This window comes from Pedobacter sp. Leaf250 (assembly GCF_920984735.1).
In the GTDB taxonomy this organism is placed as follows: Bacteria; Bacteroidota; Bacteroidia; order Sphingobacteriales; family Sphingobacteriaceae; genus Pedobacter.
The window spans coordinates 13,057-33,669 of record NZ_CAKLBU010000033.1; the positions used below are offsets into that span (position 1 = coordinate 13,057).

Here is a 20,613-nt window from a genome sequence, read left to right on the forward strand (position 1 = left end):
ATGAGTGATATCAAATATATTTTAGGCAGTTTTGGTGATCCTGATGAAATGATGCATGGCATCGAAAAGCTTCAGGAAAATGGTGTAAGCATTTACGATGTTTATACGCCAATGCCTATACACGGAATAGAAGCTAAATTAGGAATTAAAAGATCGAGAATCGATATCGCAGCTTTTTGCTTTGGTATTACTGGAACTTGCGCAGCTTTTGCTTTAATTTATTTTTGCGCAGTAATCGATTGGAAAGTAAACATTGGCGGTAAGCCATCTTTCGCATTACCGGATTTTATTCCGATAATGTTCGAGCTTACTGTATTGTTTTGTGCTTTCGGTATGGTTTTAACTTATTATGCTTCTACGCATCTATTTCCAGGAAGAGCACCAAGAGTAATGGATCTTCGTGCAACTGACGATCGTTTCGTAATCGCGGTTGATGCAAAAGATAATACAGCACACACTGTTATTGATGGTTTATTAAAAGATGCAGGTGCTTTAGAAGTAAAGTATAATGAAAGGAAGTACATTAGCTATGAATAAGAATAAATTTGTTTATACAGCGTTTTTAGCTATCGCTTTCGCAGCTACGGTATCCGCTTGTAAAGATAAACGCAGTACTGGTTTAGAATACGCCAGAAACATGTATGATGCATTAGCATTAAATCCGGATCAACCTGTTGATACGGCGAATAAATTGCTTGCTAGTTTTAAAGGCCAGGCCGCACAAACGCCACCTGCAAACACTAAGCCTGTTGGTTTTACAGAATACGATGAATTTCCTAATACTAAAGAAGGTTACGAAGCTGCAGGTGTAAGTATGGTTAATCCACTTACTGTTGATACTTTGAACCTGGCATCAGGTAAACATTTATTTGATGTTTTCTGTAGCCCTTGCCATGGCGAAAAAGGTGATGGTCAAGGTCACTTAGTTAAAATTGAGAAATTTAGCGGTGTACCAGCTTATCAAACAGGCGCTTCATCACGTGGTGGAAATATGGCAGATCTTACCGCAGGTAAAATTTATCACACCATCACTTACGGTGTAAATAACATGGGCTCGCATGCTTCACAAATTACGCCAACAGATCGTTGGAAAGTAGTGATGTATGTTCAACAATTACAAAAAGGACAATAGTAAAGCAGAATATAAATGGGAACTCACAATATTAATTTTAGTGAACAGTTTGAGTTTACAGGTAAAGTAAAAACCTTAAGCATTGTTGGTATCATATTAGGTGCTATTGCTATTGGTTACGGTTTTACTGGTGATAAAGTAATGCATGAGCGTACTTTTGCTAACCTGTTGCTTATGGGATATTACTTTGCATGCGTTTGTATGTCAGGTATGTTTTTCCTAGCTGTTCAATTTGTTGCGCAAGCAGGGTGGTCTGCTTCAATTTTACGTGTACCACAAGCGTTGGCTAAAACATTGCCTATTGCTTCTGTAATCCTGATCGTGATTATTGCTGCTGGTTTATATACACACAACTTATATCATCATTGGCATGCAGACGGATTAACTGATAAAGATAGTCCAAATTATGATGCACTTATAGCAGGTAAAGCAGTATTCTTAAATGTACCTTTTTTCTTGGGTCGTATGGTAGTGTTTTTGGGCGTTTACAGTGCATTTGCAATTAGCTTTACTAAACTTTCATATAATGAAGATTTAGCTGGTGGATTAGCTTCATACAGAAAAAGCTTTAAAAATGCTTGTATCTTCTTAGTAATTTACGGTTTTACTACGCCGATTTTTGCTTTCGATACGATCATGTCGCTAGAAGCACATTGGTTTTCGACTATGTTTGGTTGGTATAATTTTGCTGCAATGTGGGTTAGTAGTTTAGCAACTATTGCAATCATCATTATTTTATTAAGAAGAGCTGGTTACATGCAATGGGTAAACAATAGCCATTTACATAACTTAGGTCAGTTTATCTTTGGTTTCTCTATCTTCTGGACTTATGTATGGTTCGCACAGTTTTTATTAATTTACTATGCAAACATGCCAGAGGAAACTGTATACTTCTACAAACGTTTTGAATATTACAAGTTTTGGTTTTTCTTAAACTTGGCAATGAACTTCTTAGCGCCAGTATTATTATTAATGGATAGAGACAACAAAAGAACAGATGTGAAATTGTTATTTGTTTCTATCGTGGTATTGTTAGGTCACTGGGTAGATTATTACCAAATGATTATGCCAGGTGCTGTTGAAGATGGACACAATGGTTTTGGTATTGTTGAAATTGGTACAGCAGTAGGTTTTGTTGGATTGTTTACCTTCACGGTGTTGAGCAACTTAAGCAAGAAACCTTTAATTGCAAAGAATCACCCATTATTACAAGAAAGTTTGCATCACCAATTATAGTGGTGATAGAATAGGGCAAATATTTTAATTATTATTATAGAAGTACAGCGTACTACTTTTAAGAAAATGAGTTTAAGAAAGTTTATCACGAATAAAACGACCGCGGCTTTGGCAGTATTACTTACTGTTTTTGCAAACACCAGCGCTTTTGCGCAAGAGGCAGCAGCAGGAGCTGCAGCGGCACCGAAAGTTGATATGGGAGAGGTTTACAAATCAGTAATTTTTTACACACTGATTTTTCTTGCCGTATGTGTATTCATCGCTATTATTGGTAAATCAATAAAAGTATATGAATTAAGCCGCGAAGCGCAAGGTAAGCCAATCGGTATAAACTGGAATGGAGTACATGCAAGTTTATTTGCATTGTTCTTGGTTTTAGGTTTATATGGTGTGTATTGGGAATATACAGTTCATGGTTCGATGTTATTGCCAGATGCGGCATCAGAACATGGAAAGAAAATTGATGAGATGTTTAATTTAACATTAATCATCACTACAATAGTTTTCATTGCTACGCACATTTTATTATTTGGATTTGCTTATATCTATAAATATTCTGCAAAAAGAAAAGCTTACTACTATCCTCACAATAATACAATTGAAAAAATCTGGACAATCGTTCCGGCTTTAGTTTTAACTGTTTTAGTATTGATGGGTTTCTTAACATGGAGATCAATTTTCTTTAAAGTTGAAGATCCTAATAATAAACCGCTTCAAATTGAGGTTACTTCTGAGCAGTTTAAATGGTCTATCCGTTACCCAGGAGCTGATGGTATTGTTGGTAAGAAAAACTACAAACTAACTACAGCCTCAAATACATTAGGTATCGATTTCAAGGATTTAAATTCTCGTGATGATGAAATGGCTGATGAAATGGTAATCCCGGTTGGAAAACCTATTAAGCTTATCTTAAACAGTAAAGATGTTATCCATAGTTTTTACATGCCTCACTTTAGGGTTCAGTTAAATACTGTACCAGGTATGCAAACGATTTTTGAGTTCACTCCAACCAAGACTACCCGTCAGATGCAGGAGGAAACAAATGATCCAAACTTTAAGTTCCTTTTCTTCTGTGCTAAAATTTGTGGTTCAGGTCACTGGAACATGCAAAAAGATGTACGTGTAGTTTCAGAAGCGGAATACAAAACTTGGATTGCAGAACAAAAAACATACTTAAACGACGATTTAAGAAAACAATTTAATTTGCCTGTGGCACCTGCACCTGCTAAACCAGCAGCAGAAGGAGATTCATTAGCAACCGATTCGGCAGCTGTGAAGGGAAACCAAATGGCTTTAAATAAATAATATTAAGCAGGAGCGAAAAGAATTATGTCAACAATAGCATTACACGACGAACACAATCACGACCACGCTGATCACGGACACCACAAGGAGACGTTGATTTCGAAGTATATCTTCAGCATGGATCACAAAATGATTGCTAAGCAATTCCTAATTACTGGTATTATCATGGCCGTAATTGCCATGGGCTTATCAATTTTATTCCGTATTCAATTGGCTTGGCCAGATCAAAACTTTCCTTTCTTAGAAACATTTTTAGGAAAATGGGCTGAAGGTGGTCGTATCAAACCTGACTTTTATTTAGCATTGGTAACCATTCACGGTACCATCATGGTTTTCTTTGTGTTAACCGCTGGTTTAAGTGGAACATTTAGTAACTTATTAATTCCATTACAAATCGGAGCCCGAGATATGGCGTCGCCATTCTTAAACATGCTTTCATACTGGTTTTTCTTTATGGCTTGTGTGATTATGATGTCTTCTTTCTTCATCCAAACGGGCCCGGCATCTGGTGGTTGGACAGTTTATCCTCCTTTATCAGTTGTTGCTAAAGCAATGCCAGGTTCGGGTATGGGGATGACACTTTGGTTAATCAGTATGGTACTTTTCGTAGCATCATCATTAATGGGTGGTATTAACTACGTGAGTACAATTTTAAATATGCGTACTAAAGGTATGGACCTTTGGAAAATGCCATTGCCAATCTGGGCTTTCTTCTTAACGGCTATTTTAGGTATCTTATCTTTCCCTGTTCTTGTAGCTGGGGTTGTTTTAATGGTATTTGATCGTAGTTTCGGAACAAGTTTCTACCTGTCTGATATTGTAATGGGTACCGATATTTTACCAAATGAAGGTGGTTCTCCAATTTTATGGCAACATTTATTCTGGTTCTTAGGTCACCCAGAGGTGTATATTGTAATTATGCCTGCTTTAGGTATTTCATCAGAAGTTATCTCGGTAAATTCACGTAAACCAATTTTCGGCTACCATGCAATGGTTTATTCATTAATTGGTATCACTGTACTTTCGTTCATCGTGTGGGGTCACCATATGTTTGTAACAGGTATGAATCCATTATTGGGTGGTGTGTTTATGATTACCACGTTGATTATTGCCGTACCTTCTGCAGTAAAAACTTTTAATTATTTGGCTACACTTTGGAGAGGTAATATCCGTTTTACACCAGCGATGTTATTTGCTATTGGTTTAGTATCATTCTTTATCTCTGGTGGTTTAACCGGTATCTTCTTAGGTAATGCATCATTAGATATTAATTTACACGATACGTATTTCGTAGTTGCCCACTTCCACTTGGTAATGGGTTCAGCAGCTATTTTTGGTATGCTTGCAGGTGTTTATCACTGGTTCCCTAGAATGTTTGGTAAGATGATGAATGCTAAATTAGGTTACTTGCACTTTTGGTTAACCTTCATTGCAGCCTACCTGGTATTCTTCCCGCTTCACTTCTTAGGTTTAGATGGTGTACCTCGTCGTTACTATGCTTTCACTGAATTCGAATTCATGAAAAAATGGTTAACTGTTAACGTATTTGTAACTTGGGCAGCTATTTTAGCAGCATTGGCTCAGGTAGCATTTTTATTCAACTTCTTCTATTCGATCTTTAAAGGTAAAAAAGCACCTCAAAATCCTTGGGAAGCTAATACTTTAGAGTGGACTGCACCAGTTGAGCATATCCATGGTAACTGGCCAGGAGAAATTCCTACAGTTTACAGATGGCCATATGATTATAGCAAGCCAGGACATGATGTGGATTTTATTCCTCAAACAGTTCCTTTCTCTCAAACCATGAGTTCAAACTTGCCTCATGATTTTGAAGGAAACGCAGAAGCAGAAAAAATTCAACAAGATTGGGAATTAGCTAATCCTGTAAAAGAGAATAACTAGCTTTTAGCTTTAATACAATTTTAAAAGGGGTATCTGATTAAGTTTCTGCTTATCCGGATACCCTTTTCATCTTAAAAGATATATGGTCAGCAGATCAGAACAACGTTTCATTAAGATTAACTTCATAACCATCATAGTTACGCTATTGGTTATACTTGCCGGGGGTATTGTTCGCAGTACAGGTTCGGGCATGGGTTGTCCTGATTGGCCGAAATGTTTTGATCGCTATATTCCCCCAACAAATGTATCTCAACTCCCTGCTGATTACAAAGAGAAGTATGTTGCTGGTAGGATGAAGAAAAACGAGAAATTTGCTAAATACCTAGAGAGTATGGGCAAGATTGAATTGGCCAATAGCATTAGAAATGATAAAAGCATTACGTTGCCAGAGGAATTTAATCCAGCTAAAACCTGGGTAGAATATATTAATCGGTTAACAGGAGTTTTTGCAGGAATATTTCTACTCTTAACAGCAATCTATTCCTTCACTTATAGAAAAACAGCAAAGAGAATTATTGTATTGAGTATCCTGAATATTTTTGTTGTAGGATATCAAGCCTGGTTAGGTTCGATAGTTGTATCTACTAATTTGGCACAATGGGTGGTTACCGTTCATATGTTATTGGCAATTGTTATCTTAGCAATCTCCATATATACCTACAACTATGCTAAACAGCTGAATAAAGCACCATCAGTTATTATGTATCGCATTTTATGGCTGAAAGGGTTTTTACTTTTTACTTTAGTAGTGAGTATTATTCAAATCGTTCTGGGTACAGAAGTTAGGGAATCTGTAGATGTGATTGCTAAATCTCTTTCATACAGTATCAGAGAGAGTTGGATATCCAAAGTTGGATCAATATTTTCTTACCATCGCGATCTGGCTATTCTTGTGGTAATTACAAACGGAATAGTTTATAAAATGGTGATCGATCGTTTTAGTGGTAAAGCAGCTCCACTATTAACCGCTCGATTTATTTTGATCACGCTTCTCATACAATTATTAAGTGGTTTCGCTTTGGCATACATCGCATTTCCACCGGCAGCGCAAGCCATACATATTTTGTTTTCTACGCTGTTATTTAGTTTACAATTTTATTTGTACTTGCTGGTTTACAGAACAAGTACCTATAAGCAATAATAAAAAGAGAATTGAAACAAGTAATTTCAGATTTTTCTAAACTTATCAAATTCAGGCTATCGTTTACGGTAGTATTTTCTGCGTCGATATCTTTTCTTATCGGACAGAAAATGCAAGTGGGTAGAGGCCATATTCCTTCCATTGATTGGGGCAACTGGGGTATATTAATTGCAGGTGGTTTTTTAGTAACAGCAGCGGCCAATTGCTTCAATGAAATTATTGAAAAAGATTTGGATAAGTTAATGTCTCGCACTAAAGACAGGCCAATGCCAGCTGGAAGAATGACCACTGGTCAGGGTTTAATTTTAGGTGTATTCATGGCTTTTTTAGGCACTTGGTTATTAGGCAAACTTAACTTAGAAACAGGTTTATTATCCGTGTTTTCTATTTTGCTTTATGCGTTTGCCTACACACCTTTGAAACGTAAATCGCCCATCGCGGTTTTTGTAGGTGCCATACCGGGTGCTTTACCACCGCTAATTGGATATTTAGCAGCATTTGGCAGTTTAAAGGCCGAAATGTTTCATGAGATTGATTATTACATTGCAGGCATATTATTTTTGATTCAATTCGTTTGGCAATTTCCACACTTCTGGGCAATTGCATGGGTATTGGATGATGATTATAAGAAAGCAGGATTTAGATTATTACCAACTAAAAAACGCGATAAGGCTTCGGCATTATTCACTTTTATAAGTACATTAATTTTAATACCAGTTAGCTTGTTGCCTACCTTTTACGGTTTTGGTGGTTATTACATTGCAGGTTTATCGCTAATTGCTGGAATAATTTTTAGCTGGCTGGCATTGAAACTTTTATTGAACAGAGAATTGATTGATGCAAAGAAAGTGATGTTCTGTTCTTTTTTTTACATCCCGGCAGTGCAGTTGGGATTATTATTAAATTTTATAGCAAAATAATTTATGGTTCTAACGATGGAAAATATCCAAGATACATTTGATCCAAAACCGAGGAAATTTATAGTCTGGTTATTTGTGGTATCTTCAACTATAATGTTCGGAGGCTTTACGAGTTACTATCTTGTCTTTTCTGCATCAAAAGGAAAAGGACACGGTTTAGTTTTACCTGATGCATTTATATATTCAAGCTTGGTGATTATTGCCAGTAGCATCACACTATTCCTGGCATCCAGAGCACTACGTAAACTAAACTTCAGTTTACAAAGATACTTGCTTTGGGCTACTGTGTTTTTAGCCATCGCTTTTGGGGTGATGCAATTCAATGCATGGGGCAGTATGATCAACACAGGTGCAACTTTGGTTGGAAATAATGCCGCCATTTCTTTCATTTACGTGGTAAGTTTTATTCACCTCTTGCATATAATTGCAGGTGCATTCTTAATAATCAGTGCTTTAGTGGGCAGTTATAGAAATATTCCATTAGCGAAAAGCCAATATCGCATGGAAATCGCATCTATTTTTTGGCATTTTATAGATATATTATGGATATATCTGTATGTTTTTTTACTTTTGAACCGTTAAATTTGTTAACAAACTATTATACTATTTCCAAATGAATTCAGTATCACAATTAGATCAAGTTAAAACCGGACCATGGAATGGTGGTCGTTCTCCGTGGTCGGTAGAATATGGTAAAATCATGATGTGGTTTTTCCTTTTGTCAGATGCTTTTACTTTTTCATCGCTATTGATCTATTATGGCGCACAGCGTTTTTCAAAATTAACATGGCCAGATCCTGATTTGGTTTTCCAATCAGTACCAGGTCTTGCCGATAGTGGTTATCCATTGGTATTTGTGGGTATCATGACATTCATCTTAATTATGAGTTCTGTAACAATGGTATTAGCTGTTGAAGCAGGTCATAGACGTTCGAAAAAAGAAGTAATCTGGTGGATGGTTGCAACAATAATTGGTGGTTTTATGTTCTTAGGCTGTCAGGCATTAGAATGGACTCACTTATTCCATGAAGGATTTGGTTGGGGAGAAATTCCATCAGCAGAAGAATTAAAACATTTATTTTCTGGTGATGTTTCTTTAGTGGCCGCACAACAGTTTTCAAACCTTTTCTTTACGATAACTGGTTTCCACGGTTTTCACGTATTTAGTGGGGTGTTAATCAATATTATTATATTAATCATGACCATTAATGGAACTTTCGAAAGAAGAGGACATTATTTAATGGTAGAAAAAGTTGGTTTGTATTGGCACTTTGTAGATTTAGTTTGGGTGTTTGTTTTTACATTCTTCTATTTAGTTTAATTTATCATATCTAAAAATATTATCATGTCAGAACATCATTCACATACAGAAGGACACGAACACGAAGAACACGCTGGCTTAAGCAGAAGTAAAATTTGGCAAGTATTCGGTATCTTATTATTAATAACCGTAATTGAATTTATCATTGCGTTAGTGATTTTACCGAAAGGATATATTTCTCATGGCGTTGGAAACTTTTTGTATATCGCTTTAACTTTAGTAAAAGCTTTTTACATTGTAGCATATTTTATGCACTTAAAATATGAGAAACTAGGGCTTCAACTTTCATTAACAGTTTCATTTATTTTCATTATTTACTTTATAGTTTTAATGTTAATTGAGGGTGGTTTCTTAAACATCCACATGTTAAGTCATTAATGAAAAGAAACCCTATAAAAAAGGTACTAATCCTGGTAAGCATTTTAGCTATACCAGGATTTTTGTTTTTTTACTTATTGCCACAATTTGCGAAGAACAGGTATAAAAGTCTTCCCGTATTCGGAGAAAAGGTGGTTGCATCTACATTTCACTCTGTTAAAGGGAAAAAAATCCCTGATACCATTTACCATCAAATCCCTGCTTTTAGCTTAATTAATCAGAATGGCGATTCAGTAAACCGGTCATCATTAAAAGATAAAATAGTTGTATTGAACCTGTTTTTTACAGATGCAATGAGTAAGGATGTAATTAAATACATCAGTCAGTTATCAGCAGGATATGAAAAGAAACCTTTGGTTCGCTTTTTAAGCATTTCGGTAAATCCTGAAGATAAAAATAAATTGAAAGACTTTTCTAATCAATATAATGCCAAGCCGGGTAAATGGGATTTGCTTGCCGGCGATACTATTTCTACTTATCCTTTTATTAGAAAAGGTTTGCTGCTCGATGTAATTAATGACGACTCAAGAGATCAATCAAATTTTATCTTTGGAAATAAAATTTTACTTATTGATGTGCAGCATCGAATTAGGGGGATGTATGAAATAGATAATCCCGAAGCCAGAAGCAGGCTTGAAGATGAAATAAAAGTACTTATCGCAGAATATTTGAGAAATATAAAAGACGGTAGGTAGTAAGGGTTTTAAAGTACATAGTACATAGTATAAAGTACAAAGTTGAAAGTGTAAAGTATTAAGGCGCAATAACAGAAATGAAATCATCCGTAGAGCAGAAATATAATAAATGGATTATCGTATTGTCCATAGCTATACCTTTAGTAGTAGCATTATTATTTGGAGTTAATTTAAGGAAGCTGGGTTATGATGTTAAGCCTTTATCATTTTTGCCGCCAATATATGCTGCCATTAATGGCCTTACCGCTATTGTACTCATTATCGCAGTTTGGGCCATAAAAAACGGTAAACAAAAATTACATGAGAACCTGATGAAGGTTGCAATAGGTTTATCTGTTGCTTTTCTTGGAATGTATGTAGCTTACCACATGACCTCAGATTCAACAAAATTTGGAGGGGAAGGCGCTATTAAATATATCTATTACTTTATATTGATTACACATATTTGTCTTTCTGTAATCATCATACCATTCGTATTGATCACTTTTGTTAGGGCGCTCGCTCAACGTTTTGACAAGCATAGAAAAATTGCTAGAATCACTTTTCCGATGTGGTTGTATGTTGCAATAACTGGAGTTATTGTTTATCTGATGATATCACCTTATTATAACTATTAATTTCTTAAAATAATTCCTTCGCCAAAAAGGCTGTTATTTCTATAAATTTTGTGCTCATTAATTTGTAATATTGATTTGATAATTGAAGATCAATACGAGTTACAATTTGATGGATGTAGCAGAAATAGAAACCGGAAGTGATTTAATTGCTTTGATTGAGAAAGGTCGAACTTCGGTCTTCACCCGCTTTTACACGTCCTATTTCCAAAAGCTCTTACTAGCTAGTGATAAATATTTAAAAGATATTTATGCTGCTGAAGAACTAGTTCAGGATGTATTTTTAAAAATTTGGGAAAATCCTTATCAACTTTCAGATGTTAAATCAGTAAAATCTTATCTGTATCGAGCTGTAATTAATTCGTCTGTTAATTACATCAATCGCCAAAAAAACATAGCACAACATCATTTAAAATTAACTTCTGAATTATCTGATGAATATTTTATGGAATTGGATGAGGAGCATGAAGTAATTATATTGCTCCGAGAGGAAATAGAAAAATTACCCTTACAGTGCAAAAAGATTTTCAAATTAAGTAGGTTTGAAAATTTGAAGTATAAGGAAATAGCTGCGCAGCTAAATATTTCTGAGAAAACTGTAGAAAATCATATAGGAAATGCATTGAAAATTTTGCGAGAGCGATTTTTAAACGATTCAGAATTAAAAAAACGTGGAAAAGCCTATTTAATGCTAATGAATATATTTCTTTATTAAAATAAGGAACTTTCAATACACATTTGAATGCCATTTTAAAATAAATTCAAGTTTTTTTTAAAAAATACTAGGGGTTTTCTGGAAGTTATTTGTCTATACATTACAAACCCAAACTAACTAATGCTTAACCAACCTGAATACCTGGACTTAATTGTTCGGTATTTAAACAATCCACAGGATGAAAAACTTCATTCTGACATAGTTTCTTTTTGCGCTGAATCGAAAAGTAATGCATCCTATTTTAAGGATGTAGAACGGATATGGAATTTATCGTCACAATCAGGGCGTTTAAATCACTTAAATGAAAAGGAAGCAGTTGCTAATTTTCACCAAGCGCTAAAAAAAGCTTCAAGCCGCTCAACGAATCTTATCAAATGGTTAAGTGGTGTAGCAGCAACCATTTTATTAGCCGGATCATTATACTGGTTATTAGAGTTGAGAAATACAGTTGAAATCATTAGCTTAAAAACAACAAGCAGCATAGATTCAGTTAGGCTTGCTGATGGATCGGCTGTAGTGTTAGCTAATCATACCGTTGTTAAATACCCTAAAGTTTTTAAGGGTTCATCTAGAGAAATATTTTTAAGTAAGGGAAAAGCTTTTTTTAAAGTAACCAAAGATCCGCAACATCCTTTCCAGATTATTATGGGCGAATCAAAGGTAAGCGTGTTAGGTACTTCATTTAATATTGATTATTCTCCAAGCAAAATCGACCTCGATGTGAAAACGGGAAAAGTGATTTTCTCACCTTATTCAAATGGTGCATCCTCAATCTTAACTGCTGGACAAGCACTCACCTACAATATCCAAAAAAGAGAATTTACAACAAGGCTTTCACAAAATGCCGATTCGTGGTTAACTAAGGAGTTGGTTTTTGTTGATACGCCGCTTGGAGAAGTTTGCAAGCAGTTAAGCCATTATTATAGTAAAAACATTAAACTTGAAGCGAATCATCAATTTGTAGAAAAATTCAATGCCAAATTTGAAAAAAACAGCTTAAATGAGGTCTTAGAAGTATTAAAGGCCACATATAATTTAAAACTTAGAGAAACTAAAGATAATATCATCCTAACTACACCTTAACTAATCAAACAAACAATTTAACTATGGAGAGAAATTTCTACCAAAGAAATGCGGGAATGCTTTTGTGCCGAATGGCACTGCTTCTGTGTGCAATCTTTTGGACGGTTTTAGCCAGTGCTGATGCACAGCAAGGCAAAGCCAAACCTGAAAGATTAGACAGCTATTTAAAGAAAATCGAACAAACTTACAGCGTAAGTTTCGTTTACGATGCAGCTGAAATCAACAAAACAATGATGTTGGATGTTCCAACTAAACTAACCTCTATTACTGAATCACTAGACCAGTTGAAGCAAAAGAACATTGCTTACAAATTGGTTGGCAACCAGGTTATTCTGAAGGTTCAGGAATCACAAAAATCAAATACCAAAAAGGATGTAATTATCAAAGGTCGTGTTAAAGATAAAAAGGGTGGTTCTCCAATGCCTGGCGTAAGTGTACGTGAAAAGAGTACTTCAAATGCAGTTTCCACTAACGGTGATGGTGAATACCAAATTCGTGTTAAAGATGGCGCAACTTTATCTTTTGCTTCGGTTGGTTACAAAACTATCGAAGTTGCTGTAAATGGCAGAACCACTATCGATGTTTTTATCGAAGAAGATGCAAATGAGTTAAAGGATGTAAATATTGTTTCAACTGGCTACCAAAATTTGAATAAGAAACTATTTACAGGAGCAGCAACTGCATTAAAGGGTTCTGATGTTAAGCAAGATGGTATTACAGATGTGAGTCGAATGCTAGAAGGCCGTGTAGCTGGGGTTTCTGTACAGAATGTTTCAGGTACTTTTGGTGCAGCTCCCAAAATTCGTGTTCGTGGTGCAACTTCGATTACCGGTGATAACAAGCCACTTTGGGTAGTTGATGGTGTAATCTTGGAAGATGTTGTGAATATTTCTAATGAACAGCTTTCGTCTGGAGATGTTAGTACGCTCATCGGTTCATCAGTTGCAGGCATTAATGCAGATGATATTGAGAGTTTTAATATTTTGAAAGATGCAGCTGCAACAGCACAATATGGTGCAAGAGCTATGAATGGTGTCGTTGTAATTACAACGAAAAAAGGACGTATTGGAAAACCATTAATATCTTATACAGGTAACTTTTCAACTTATTTAAAGCCAACTTACGATAGCTATAACATCATGAACTCGTCCGATCAGATGTCAGTTTACTCAGAGTTGGCTCGTAAGGGATGGTTGAATCATTCAAGTGCTTCGAGAGCAGCGGATGGTGGCGTATTTACTAAAATGTATCAGTTAATTAATACTTATGACGCCACTTCTGGTCAGTTTGGTTTAGCCAATACGCCGGAAGCTAGAAACTCATTTCTTTCTCGTTATGCAACAACAAATACTGATTGGTTCGATGTACTGTTCAAAAATTCTTTAATGCAGGAACATGCAATTAGTATATCATCAGGTACAGAAAAGTCTCAATTATATATCTCTACAAGTTACTTAAATGATAATGGTTGGGCAGTAGGAAATGATGTTGAAAGATATACTGCAAACGTAAATGCCGTATTCAACTTATCAAATAAACTTACTGTTAACTTCATTACTACTGGATCAATTCGTAATCAAAAAGCGCCTGGTACTGTTGGTCGCGTGAGTAATCCGGTAGAAGGAACATATTCCAGAGATTTCGATATTAACCCATTTAGTTATGCTTTAAATACAAGCAGAACATTAACAGCTTTTGATCAAAATGGGAATAGAGAGAGCTTCACCAGAAATTTTGCAAACTTTAATATTCTTGATGAATTGGATAATAACTCTTTGGATTTAAGTATGTTGGATTTCAAACTTCAAGGTGGTTTAGCTTATAAATTTGCAAAACACTTTAAGTATGATTTCTTGGCCTCGATGCGTTATGTGAAAAGTGGTAATGAACACAAGGTTAGAGAAAACTCCAATATGGCCAACGCCTACCGTGCAAATGGCGATTCATACATACAAGATAATAATCGTTTTTTATTTCGTGATCCGGAACATCCAGAATTACAGCCTATAGTGGTTTTGCCTTATGGAGGCTTTTACAATACTACAGATGACTTTTTAAAATCTTATATGGTTAGAAACTCACTTGAATATGATAACACTATCAATGAAAAACACTTGATCAACGTTTATGCTTTTCAAGAAATGAGAATGGCTGACCGTCAAACAAGAAGTATGATTGGTTATGGTTATCAGTATGACAAAGGTGGTGTGCCATTTATCGATCCAAATGTAATAAAGCAGGCAACACTTAACAACTTGAATTATTTTTCAATGAATAACAGATATGATCGTTTTGCTGCGTTTATGGCAAGAGCGGCATATTCATACGATGGAAAATATTCATTTAATGCAACTGGTAGATATGATGGCTCAAATCAATTGGGTAGTTCTGCTACAGCAAGATGGTTGCCTACATGGAATATTTCAGGCGCCTGGAATTTGGATAGAGAAAACTTTTTTCAGAATGAAGGCTTGACCAAAATATTTAACCGTGCTACAATACGTGCTACTTATGGATTAACCGCAAGTTTAGGAAGCGCAACTAATTCGGCTTTGGTATTAAGAAATGCCAGTGCATTAAGACCTTATACCAACGAAACTGAATCGGTAATGAATATTGAATACATTGAAAATAAAGATTTAACTTGGGAAAAACAGTACGAAACTAACATCGGGTTTGATTTAGGATTTTTCAAAGATAAATTAAACTTAACAGTTGATTTGTATAACAGGGATGGTTTCGATTTAATCAGTCCATTACGTACTTCAGGTATTGGCGGTCAGTATTTAACAACGGCCAATTACGCTGATATGAATACCAAAGGTATTGAAGTTACGATAAGTGGTCCGATCATCAAATCAAAAGATTGGAACTGGAGAAGTAATTTCAACTTTGGATACAATAAAAATAAAGTAACAAAACTTTCAAGTCCACAAAATATCTTCAGTTTAGTAACTGCTGACGGTGGTCCACAGGAAGGTTATCCTTACCGCGGTTTATATTCTGTTGATTTTACTGGATTGAACCACGATACTGGTATTCCAGAATTTATTAATGAAAAGGGTGAAAGAGGTACTGATGTTTACATGCAAAGTTTGGATACTAAATATTTGAAATATGAGGGGCCAACAGATCCAAAATTAACCGGAGGTTTCTACAATTCGGTTAGTTATAAAGGATTTACTTTCGGATCATTATTTACTTTCTCTGCAGGTAATAAAATTAGATTAAATCCAGTGTTTGCAACTTCTTACTCTGATTTGGATGCATTACCAAATGAATTTAAAGACAGATGGACTTTACCAGGCGATGAACTGTTAACCAACATTCCATCAATACTTGATGTTGAAGCTGCTGCAAATATTGATGGAACCTATCCATATAATACTTATAATTATTCTACAGCAAGAGTTGCTGATGGTGGTTTTATCCGTTTAAAACAATTGTCGCTATCATACGCATTGCCAGCTAATATATTAAAAGCAATTGGCGCAAATAACGCATCAATTAGTGCTGTAGCAAATAACTTTTGGTTGATTTATTCTGATAAGAAACTTAAAGGGCAAGATCCGGAATTTTTTGCATCGGGTGGTGTGGCATTGCCAATTCCAAAGCAATACACGCTTTCACTAAAAGTTGGATTCTAATTTAAACTGAAAAACAAAATGAAAAGAAATAAAATATTTATATATATCGCTTGCTCAAGCTTGCTTCTCGCTTCAGGATGTAAGAAGTTTTTAGAGCATCAGCCCGATGACCGGACTGAGTTGAACAGTGCTGTCAAGGTAGCTGAATTATTGGCAAATGCTTATCCTCATGCCAATTATATTACAATGGCAGAATCAATGAGCGATAATGCAGGTGATAAGGGCGGTACGGGGAGAGATTTACCTAACTCTTCTGCATGGAATTATATCGATCAAATTGATGCTAATTCTGTTGATACTCCTCCATTTTACTGGAACTCTTGTTACAAAGCAATTGCAGCAGCTAACTATGCATTGGAAGCAATTGACAAAGCTGGAAACACAGCTGAATATTCAGCAAGTAAAGGAGAGGCATTAGTAGCCAGGGCATACGTTCACTTTATGTTAGTTACATTTTTTGCCAAAGCTTATGATCCTGTTACAGCAGCTTCAGATCCAGGAATACCTTATGTAACATTACCTCAAAAAATTGTGGAGGGAAATTATACCAGAGGTACTGTGGCCAGTGTTTATGCAAATATTGAAAAAGATTTACTTGAAGGTTTACCTTTAATTAAAAACAATTCATACCGTGTGCCAAAATATCACTTTACTACTCAGGCAGCACGTGCCTTTGCAACTCGTTTTTATTTATTTAAACAAGATTATCAAAAGGTAATTGATCAAGCCAACGCGATATTTCCGGGAACAACAATTGTTGATAATTTACGTGCTTGGAATACCACTTATAATGTTTTGGGTTATTATGAGTTACAAGCTTTATATACAAATTCAACTGAGCCTGCTAATTTATTATTGCAGGAAGCAAATTCTTATTGGGGTAGAAGCTATGCAGGTTATAACTTCGGATTGAGTTCAGCAGTAAGGGCAACTGTTTTTAACGCTGGTAATAATCCCACAGGTAAGGCTTTAGCCATGACAACCAAGATTTTTGGTGGAAATGAAACTGTTTACAACATTCCTAAATTCAGAGAACATTTTGTTAAAGAAACCATTAGCGCTAATTTTGGCGATGGTTATAATATGGTTCCTTTATTGAGTAGCGAAGAAGTGTTGTTTAATAGGGCAGAGGCAAATGCCATGTTGGGTAATACTGCCCAAGCCATTGCCGATCTTGACTTTTACCTTTCAAAAAGAATTGTGAACTATTCTGTAACCGCAGATAAATTTACGCAAGCCAAAGCAACTGCTTTTTTTCCTGCTTTATCAGCAAAAGATGCATTGGTAGGTACGGTGTTAAATTTTAAACGTCAAGAATACATGCATGAAGGTTTAAGGTGGTTGGATATTGTACGATTGAAAATACCAATCACACATGTTTCAGCTAATGGGCAAGTAACCATTACTTTAGGTGCAAATGATCCTAGAAGATTAGTTCAAATTCCTCAAGATGCAGTTGCTGCTGGTTTAGCTGCTAATCCACGTTAATTATAATATCAAAATATTATGAAAAAGAAATTATTAAATTTATCAATAGTTGCATTGGCAACAATCTTTTTAGCCGGATGTAGCAAAGAAGAAAATTTAACTGCCAATTTGGTGGGTCTTGGAGGTGATACCTGGACAAAAGGCCCTATCGATGAATGGATCAGTACAAACTACACCACTCCATATAATATTGAAGTTAAATATAAATGGGATAGATCTGAATTGGGTGAGATTTATAAAAATGTGGTGCCTATTAAAGAAGATCTTGTGGTTCCGGTAATGGATATCATCAAGAAAACCTGGATAGATCCTTATGTGGCTGTTAAAGGTGCCGACTTTATGAAAACTTATACTCAGAAGCAATTTTATTTAGCCGGAAGCCCATCATACAACAGTAACGGAACCATTACTTTAGGTACGGCAGAAGCAGGTAGAAAAATTGTATTATTGGATCTGAATACATTCAATCCTACAAATAAACCTGCGGTAAAGCAAATTTTGCACACCATGCATCATGAGTTTGGTCATATTCTCAACCAAAACATAGCGGTAACTCCCGATTATCAAAGAATTACACCTGGCGATTATACTGCAACTTGGTTTAATATTTTTAGAGGAGCATATTCAGCTACTGCCGCTTTAGATAAAATTGCCTATGAGGCAGATTTTTGGGGTAAGGGTTTTGTAACTCCTTATGCCAGATCAAATAAAGACGATGATTTTGTGGAAACCTTATCAACCCTTTTAGAAGGTGGATCTGCTAATTTTGATAACATAGTAAACAACCTTTTTGTATTTGACGGGCTGTATATCAAAAGAAACGGTAAAGGTGTGTATGAACAAAATATCGATGGTAGATCAAAGTTATTAAGGAAAAAGGCGATTGTTATTGCTTATATGAAAGATAGCTGGGGTATTGATTTAGCTGATTTGCAAGCGAAAACCCAGGCTGCTATCGAAGCAAATTCACCAACGGCTGATTTTAATAGCCTATTAGGGCCAGCTAAAACTTATGGTACCATTACTATTAATCCTCAAAAATTGACAGGTTTATCTGCCAAGTTTTTAGCTGCATACAATACGGCAAATACCAATATGCAAACCGGTAATACCACTACATTAAAAAGCTATTACATCGACAATATTTCTTTGATTTTTACAACAGCAAACAAAGTTATCTTAAGGGTAAACTTTATGGACCCTACAGCAGCAGTTGGTGTTGGTTTTAACGCTGATTTCGATTATAACGTAACTAATGTTAATGGAACTGTTACCATGGTTTATGCGGCACCACAGCCTACCACTACCACTTACGGAAATGCTAGATTGGTTGAAACCTATTTAACAGCATTAACAACGTATTTCAACAACCAACAATTTAATATTCGTTGGGTTGATGATATCGTTCCACAGTCTAAAAGCATATTTGGCGGACTTGTGAAAACAGCTGATCCAACCTCTTACTTATTTGGAACATTGTAATAATCAAAATTAGAAATAATGAAAAAGCATTTATTTTATATATTCTTATTTGCATTAGCCTTAGGCTCTTGTAAAAAAGATGAAGCGGAGCCAATTATGGGCAATGTGGATGAAAGGTTATCAGCAACATTAGCTGATTACCAAAAGCAACTAACTGGTGCCGAATTTGGTTGGAAGGGTTATTTATTGACAGATAGTGAAGTGCCGGCAACGTTTTTATTCAGTTTTACTGATAAAAATAGAACTACGATGTCAGCAGATTACGCAAACACCCCGGCAGAAAGTTCTTATCGTTTAAAGGCACTACAAAGGCCAACTTTATTATTTGATTCTTATTCTACATTACACCTGATTGCCGATCCAACATCAAGCGTTTTTGGTGGAGCTACTGCAGCTGGTTATTATTCAGATTTTGAATTTGCATTCTTATCCTCGAGTGCTGATACCATTAAGTTAGAAGGAACATTTAATAAAAGTAAATTAATCTTGATCAGATCAAAATCTGCTGCAGAGAGTGCTGCTGTTTTTACTTCTGTTGATAATATTATTGCAGTGACATCTAAATTAAGAACCTACTTTAAAAGAACAACTATTGGCGGGGTTGATTGTGAAGTGAAATTAGATGGTAGCGCACAAATTCTTTCTTTTTCATATTTGGACGGGGCTACGCTTAAAACTGTTAAGTCTAACTATTATGTTTCTGGCACAAGTATCAACTTATACGCACCATTAACTGTAGGAACTGCTACAGTAACACAGCTAAGCGGTGTAAGTTTTGATGCTTCTTCAGGATTTATAAATGCAAGTGTTAGTGGAACACCTATTCAAATTAAAGAAGCTATTGCTCCACTGAAATTGGATGTAAATGCTGCCCAAAGATGGTACACACAAATGGCAGCTAACTTTAATGGGTGTTGGGTATCGGATAGAGCTTTTCACGCTAATGGTGTTGATGATTTTTGTAATTTCAGAAATATTGCAGGCTACCAAAACTTGTGGTATGCAGGGCCAGCTGTATTTGGTGGTACAAATGAAGGGCTAATTACGTTTACTGGTGCACTTGGTGCTCCATATACTTATTCTAGAGTTCCTTTTACAGTAAATGCTGGAATTGCTCGTTTTACTTTAGCAAGTAATTTAGGCACATTTACTGGAACTACAGCAATAGCCCAGGCTATGACAGCAGCAAGAGCAATTATGTATGGTGGCGCAACTGTTGGAAGTGCTCAAGATTGGTATTTTATTCCAACATCAGATGATGGAAAAAACTATGACATGGTAAGAGTATCAGATGCTCAAGCATGGATTAGCTGGAGACCAAGATAAGTAATCAATAATTATTAATTTAACAATCTCTCCTCAAACCCCGCCTCACCAGCGGGGTTTTTTTATGACATAATTTTTGCTGCCCTGCATTCATTTAATCTTATATTTCCTCTATAAATAATATGCAATAAGAATTACCTACCCACACTTAGCGGGCAATCATAAATAAGAATTTCCTCTGCGAGCTCTATGTCTCAAACGCAATTTCTTGCCTGGAACACACTTTTA

The 20,613-nt window shown here is 35.7% G+C and carries 18 protein-coding genes; all 18 read left to right on the top strand.

All coding sequences use genetic code 11. From position 1 onward, the window contains the following. The 18 genes from LUA91_RS20020 to LUA91_RS20105 all read left to right on the top strand — a co-directional run bounded on the left by LUA91_RS20020 (window position 1) and on the right by LUA91_RS20105 (window position 20,385). Window positions 1–537 (top strand): DUF3341 domain-containing protein, encoded by a 537-nt coding sequence (locus tag LUA91_RS20020; protein WP_115404419.1) that lies wholly within the window; start codon window positions 1–3, stop codon window positions 535–537. Next, window positions 509–1,132, top strand: a complete 624-nt coding sequence (locus LUA91_RS20025; protein ID WP_231427890.1) for a cytochrome c — start codon at window positions 509–511, stop codon at window positions 1,130–1,132. The genes LUA91_RS20020 and LUA91_RS20025 overlap by 29 nt, the downstream gene beginning before the upstream one ends. 15 nt (window positions 1,133–1,147) lie before the next feature. Continuing rightward, a complete protein-coding gene (locus LUA91_RS20030) occupies window positions 1,148–2,368 on the top strand; it encodes a quinol:cytochrome C oxidoreductase (RefSeq protein WP_231427891.1) in 1,221 nt (406 codons plus the stop codon). A 66-nt stretch (window positions 2,369–2,434) separates the two neighbouring features. Then, a complete protein-coding gene (locus LUA91_RS20035) occupies window positions 2,435–3,673 on the top strand; it encodes a cytochrome c oxidase subunit II (RefSeq protein WP_231427892.1) in 1,239 nt (412 codons plus the stop codon). Between the two features lie 24 nt (window positions 3,674–3,697). Then, a complete protein-coding gene (locus LUA91_RS20040) occupies window positions 3,698–5,575 on the top strand; it encodes a cbb3-type cytochrome c oxidase subunit I (protein ID WP_231427893.1) in 1,878 nt (625 codons plus the stop codon). Between the two features lie 82 nt (window positions 5,576–5,657). Continuing rightward, window positions 5,658–6,716 carry a heme A synthase gene (locus LUA91_RS20045; protein ID WP_231427894.1) on the top strand — a complete coding sequence of 353 codons (1,059 nt, stop codon included), beginning with the start codon at window positions 5,658–5,660 and terminating at the stop codon, window positions 6,714–6,716. Window positions 6,717–6,727: 11 nt separating this feature from the next. Next, entirely contained in the window at window positions 6,728–7,636 is a 909-nt protein-coding gene (gene cyoE / locus LUA91_RS20050) for a heme o synthase (RefSeq protein WP_231427895.1), read from the top strand. Window positions 7,637–7,651: 15 nt separating this feature from the next. After that, window positions 7,652–8,218, top strand: coding sequence for a cytochrome c oxidase subunit 3 (locus LUA91_RS20055; RefSeq protein WP_231427896.1), 567 nt, complete (start codon window positions 7,652–7,654; stop codon window positions 8,216–8,218). 31 nt (window positions 8,219–8,249) lie between these two features. Further along, the gene (locus LUA91_RS20060; RefSeq protein WP_231427897.1) at window positions 8,250–8,957 is read left to right on the top strand and encodes a cytochrome c oxidase subunit 3; all 708 of its coding nucleotides are present in this window, start codon (window positions 8,250–8,252) and stop codon (window positions 8,955–8,957) included. 24 nt (window positions 8,958–8,981) lie between these two features. Next, window positions 8,982–9,335 carry a cytochrome C oxidase subunit IV family protein gene (locus tag LUA91_RS20065; protein ID WP_231427898.1) on the top strand — a complete coding sequence of 118 codons (354 nt, stop codon included), beginning with the start codon at window positions 8,982–8,984 and terminating at the stop codon, window positions 9,333–9,335. Next, complete coding sequence (locus LUA91_RS20070; RefSeq protein ID WP_231427899.1) at window positions 9,335–10,030, top strand: SCO family protein; 696 nt, start codon at window positions 9,335–9,337, stop codon at window positions 10,028–10,030. Before LUA91_RS20065 ends, LUA91_RS20070 begins: the two co-directional genes overlap by 1 nt. Before the next feature lie 77 nt (window positions 10,031–10,107). Then, window positions 10,108–10,647 carry a DUF420 domain-containing protein gene (locus LUA91_RS20075; protein WP_231427900.1) on the top strand — a complete coding sequence of 180 codons (540 nt, stop codon included), beginning with the start codon at window positions 10,108–10,110 and terminating at the stop codon, window positions 10,645–10,647. 109 nt (window positions 10,648–10,756) lie between these two features. Further along, entirely contained in the window at window positions 10,757–11,359 is a 603-nt protein-coding gene (locus LUA91_RS20080) for an RNA polymerase sigma-70 factor (protein ID WP_231427901.1), read from the top strand. Window positions 11,360–11,479: 120 nt separating this feature from the next. After that, window positions 11,480–12,442: a FecR family protein gene (locus tag LUA91_RS20085; protein ID WP_231427902.1), complete on the top strand. Its 963-nt coding sequence runs from the start codon at window positions 11,480–11,482 to the stop codon at window positions 12,440–12,442. 23 nt (window positions 12,443–12,465) lie between these two features. Beyond that, window positions 12,466–16,089: a SusC/RagA family TonB-linked outer membrane protein gene (locus tag LUA91_RS20090; RefSeq protein ID WP_231427903.1), complete on the top strand. Its 3,624-nt coding sequence runs from the start codon at window positions 12,466–12,468 to the stop codon at window positions 16,087–16,089. An 18-nt stretch (window positions 16,090–16,107) separates the two neighbouring features. Next, the gene (locus LUA91_RS20095; protein WP_231427904.1) at window positions 16,108–17,577 is read left to right on the top strand and encodes a RagB/SusD family nutrient uptake outer membrane protein; all 1,470 of its coding nucleotides are present in this window, start codon (window positions 16,108–16,110) and stop codon (window positions 17,575–17,577) included. Between the two features lie 18 nt (window positions 17,578–17,595). Next, window positions 17,596–19,059 (top strand): putative zinc-binding metallopeptidase, encoded by a 1,464-nt coding sequence (locus tag LUA91_RS20100; protein WP_231427905.1) that lies wholly within the window; start codon window positions 17,596–17,598, stop codon window positions 19,057–19,059. A gap of 18 nt (window positions 19,060–19,077) precedes the next feature. Then, a complete protein-coding gene (locus LUA91_RS20105) occupies window positions 19,078–20,385 on the top strand; it encodes a DUF4302 domain-containing protein (protein WP_231427906.1) in 1,308 nt (435 codons plus the stop codon). The last annotated feature ends 228 nt before the right edge of the window (window positions 20,386–20,613 follow it).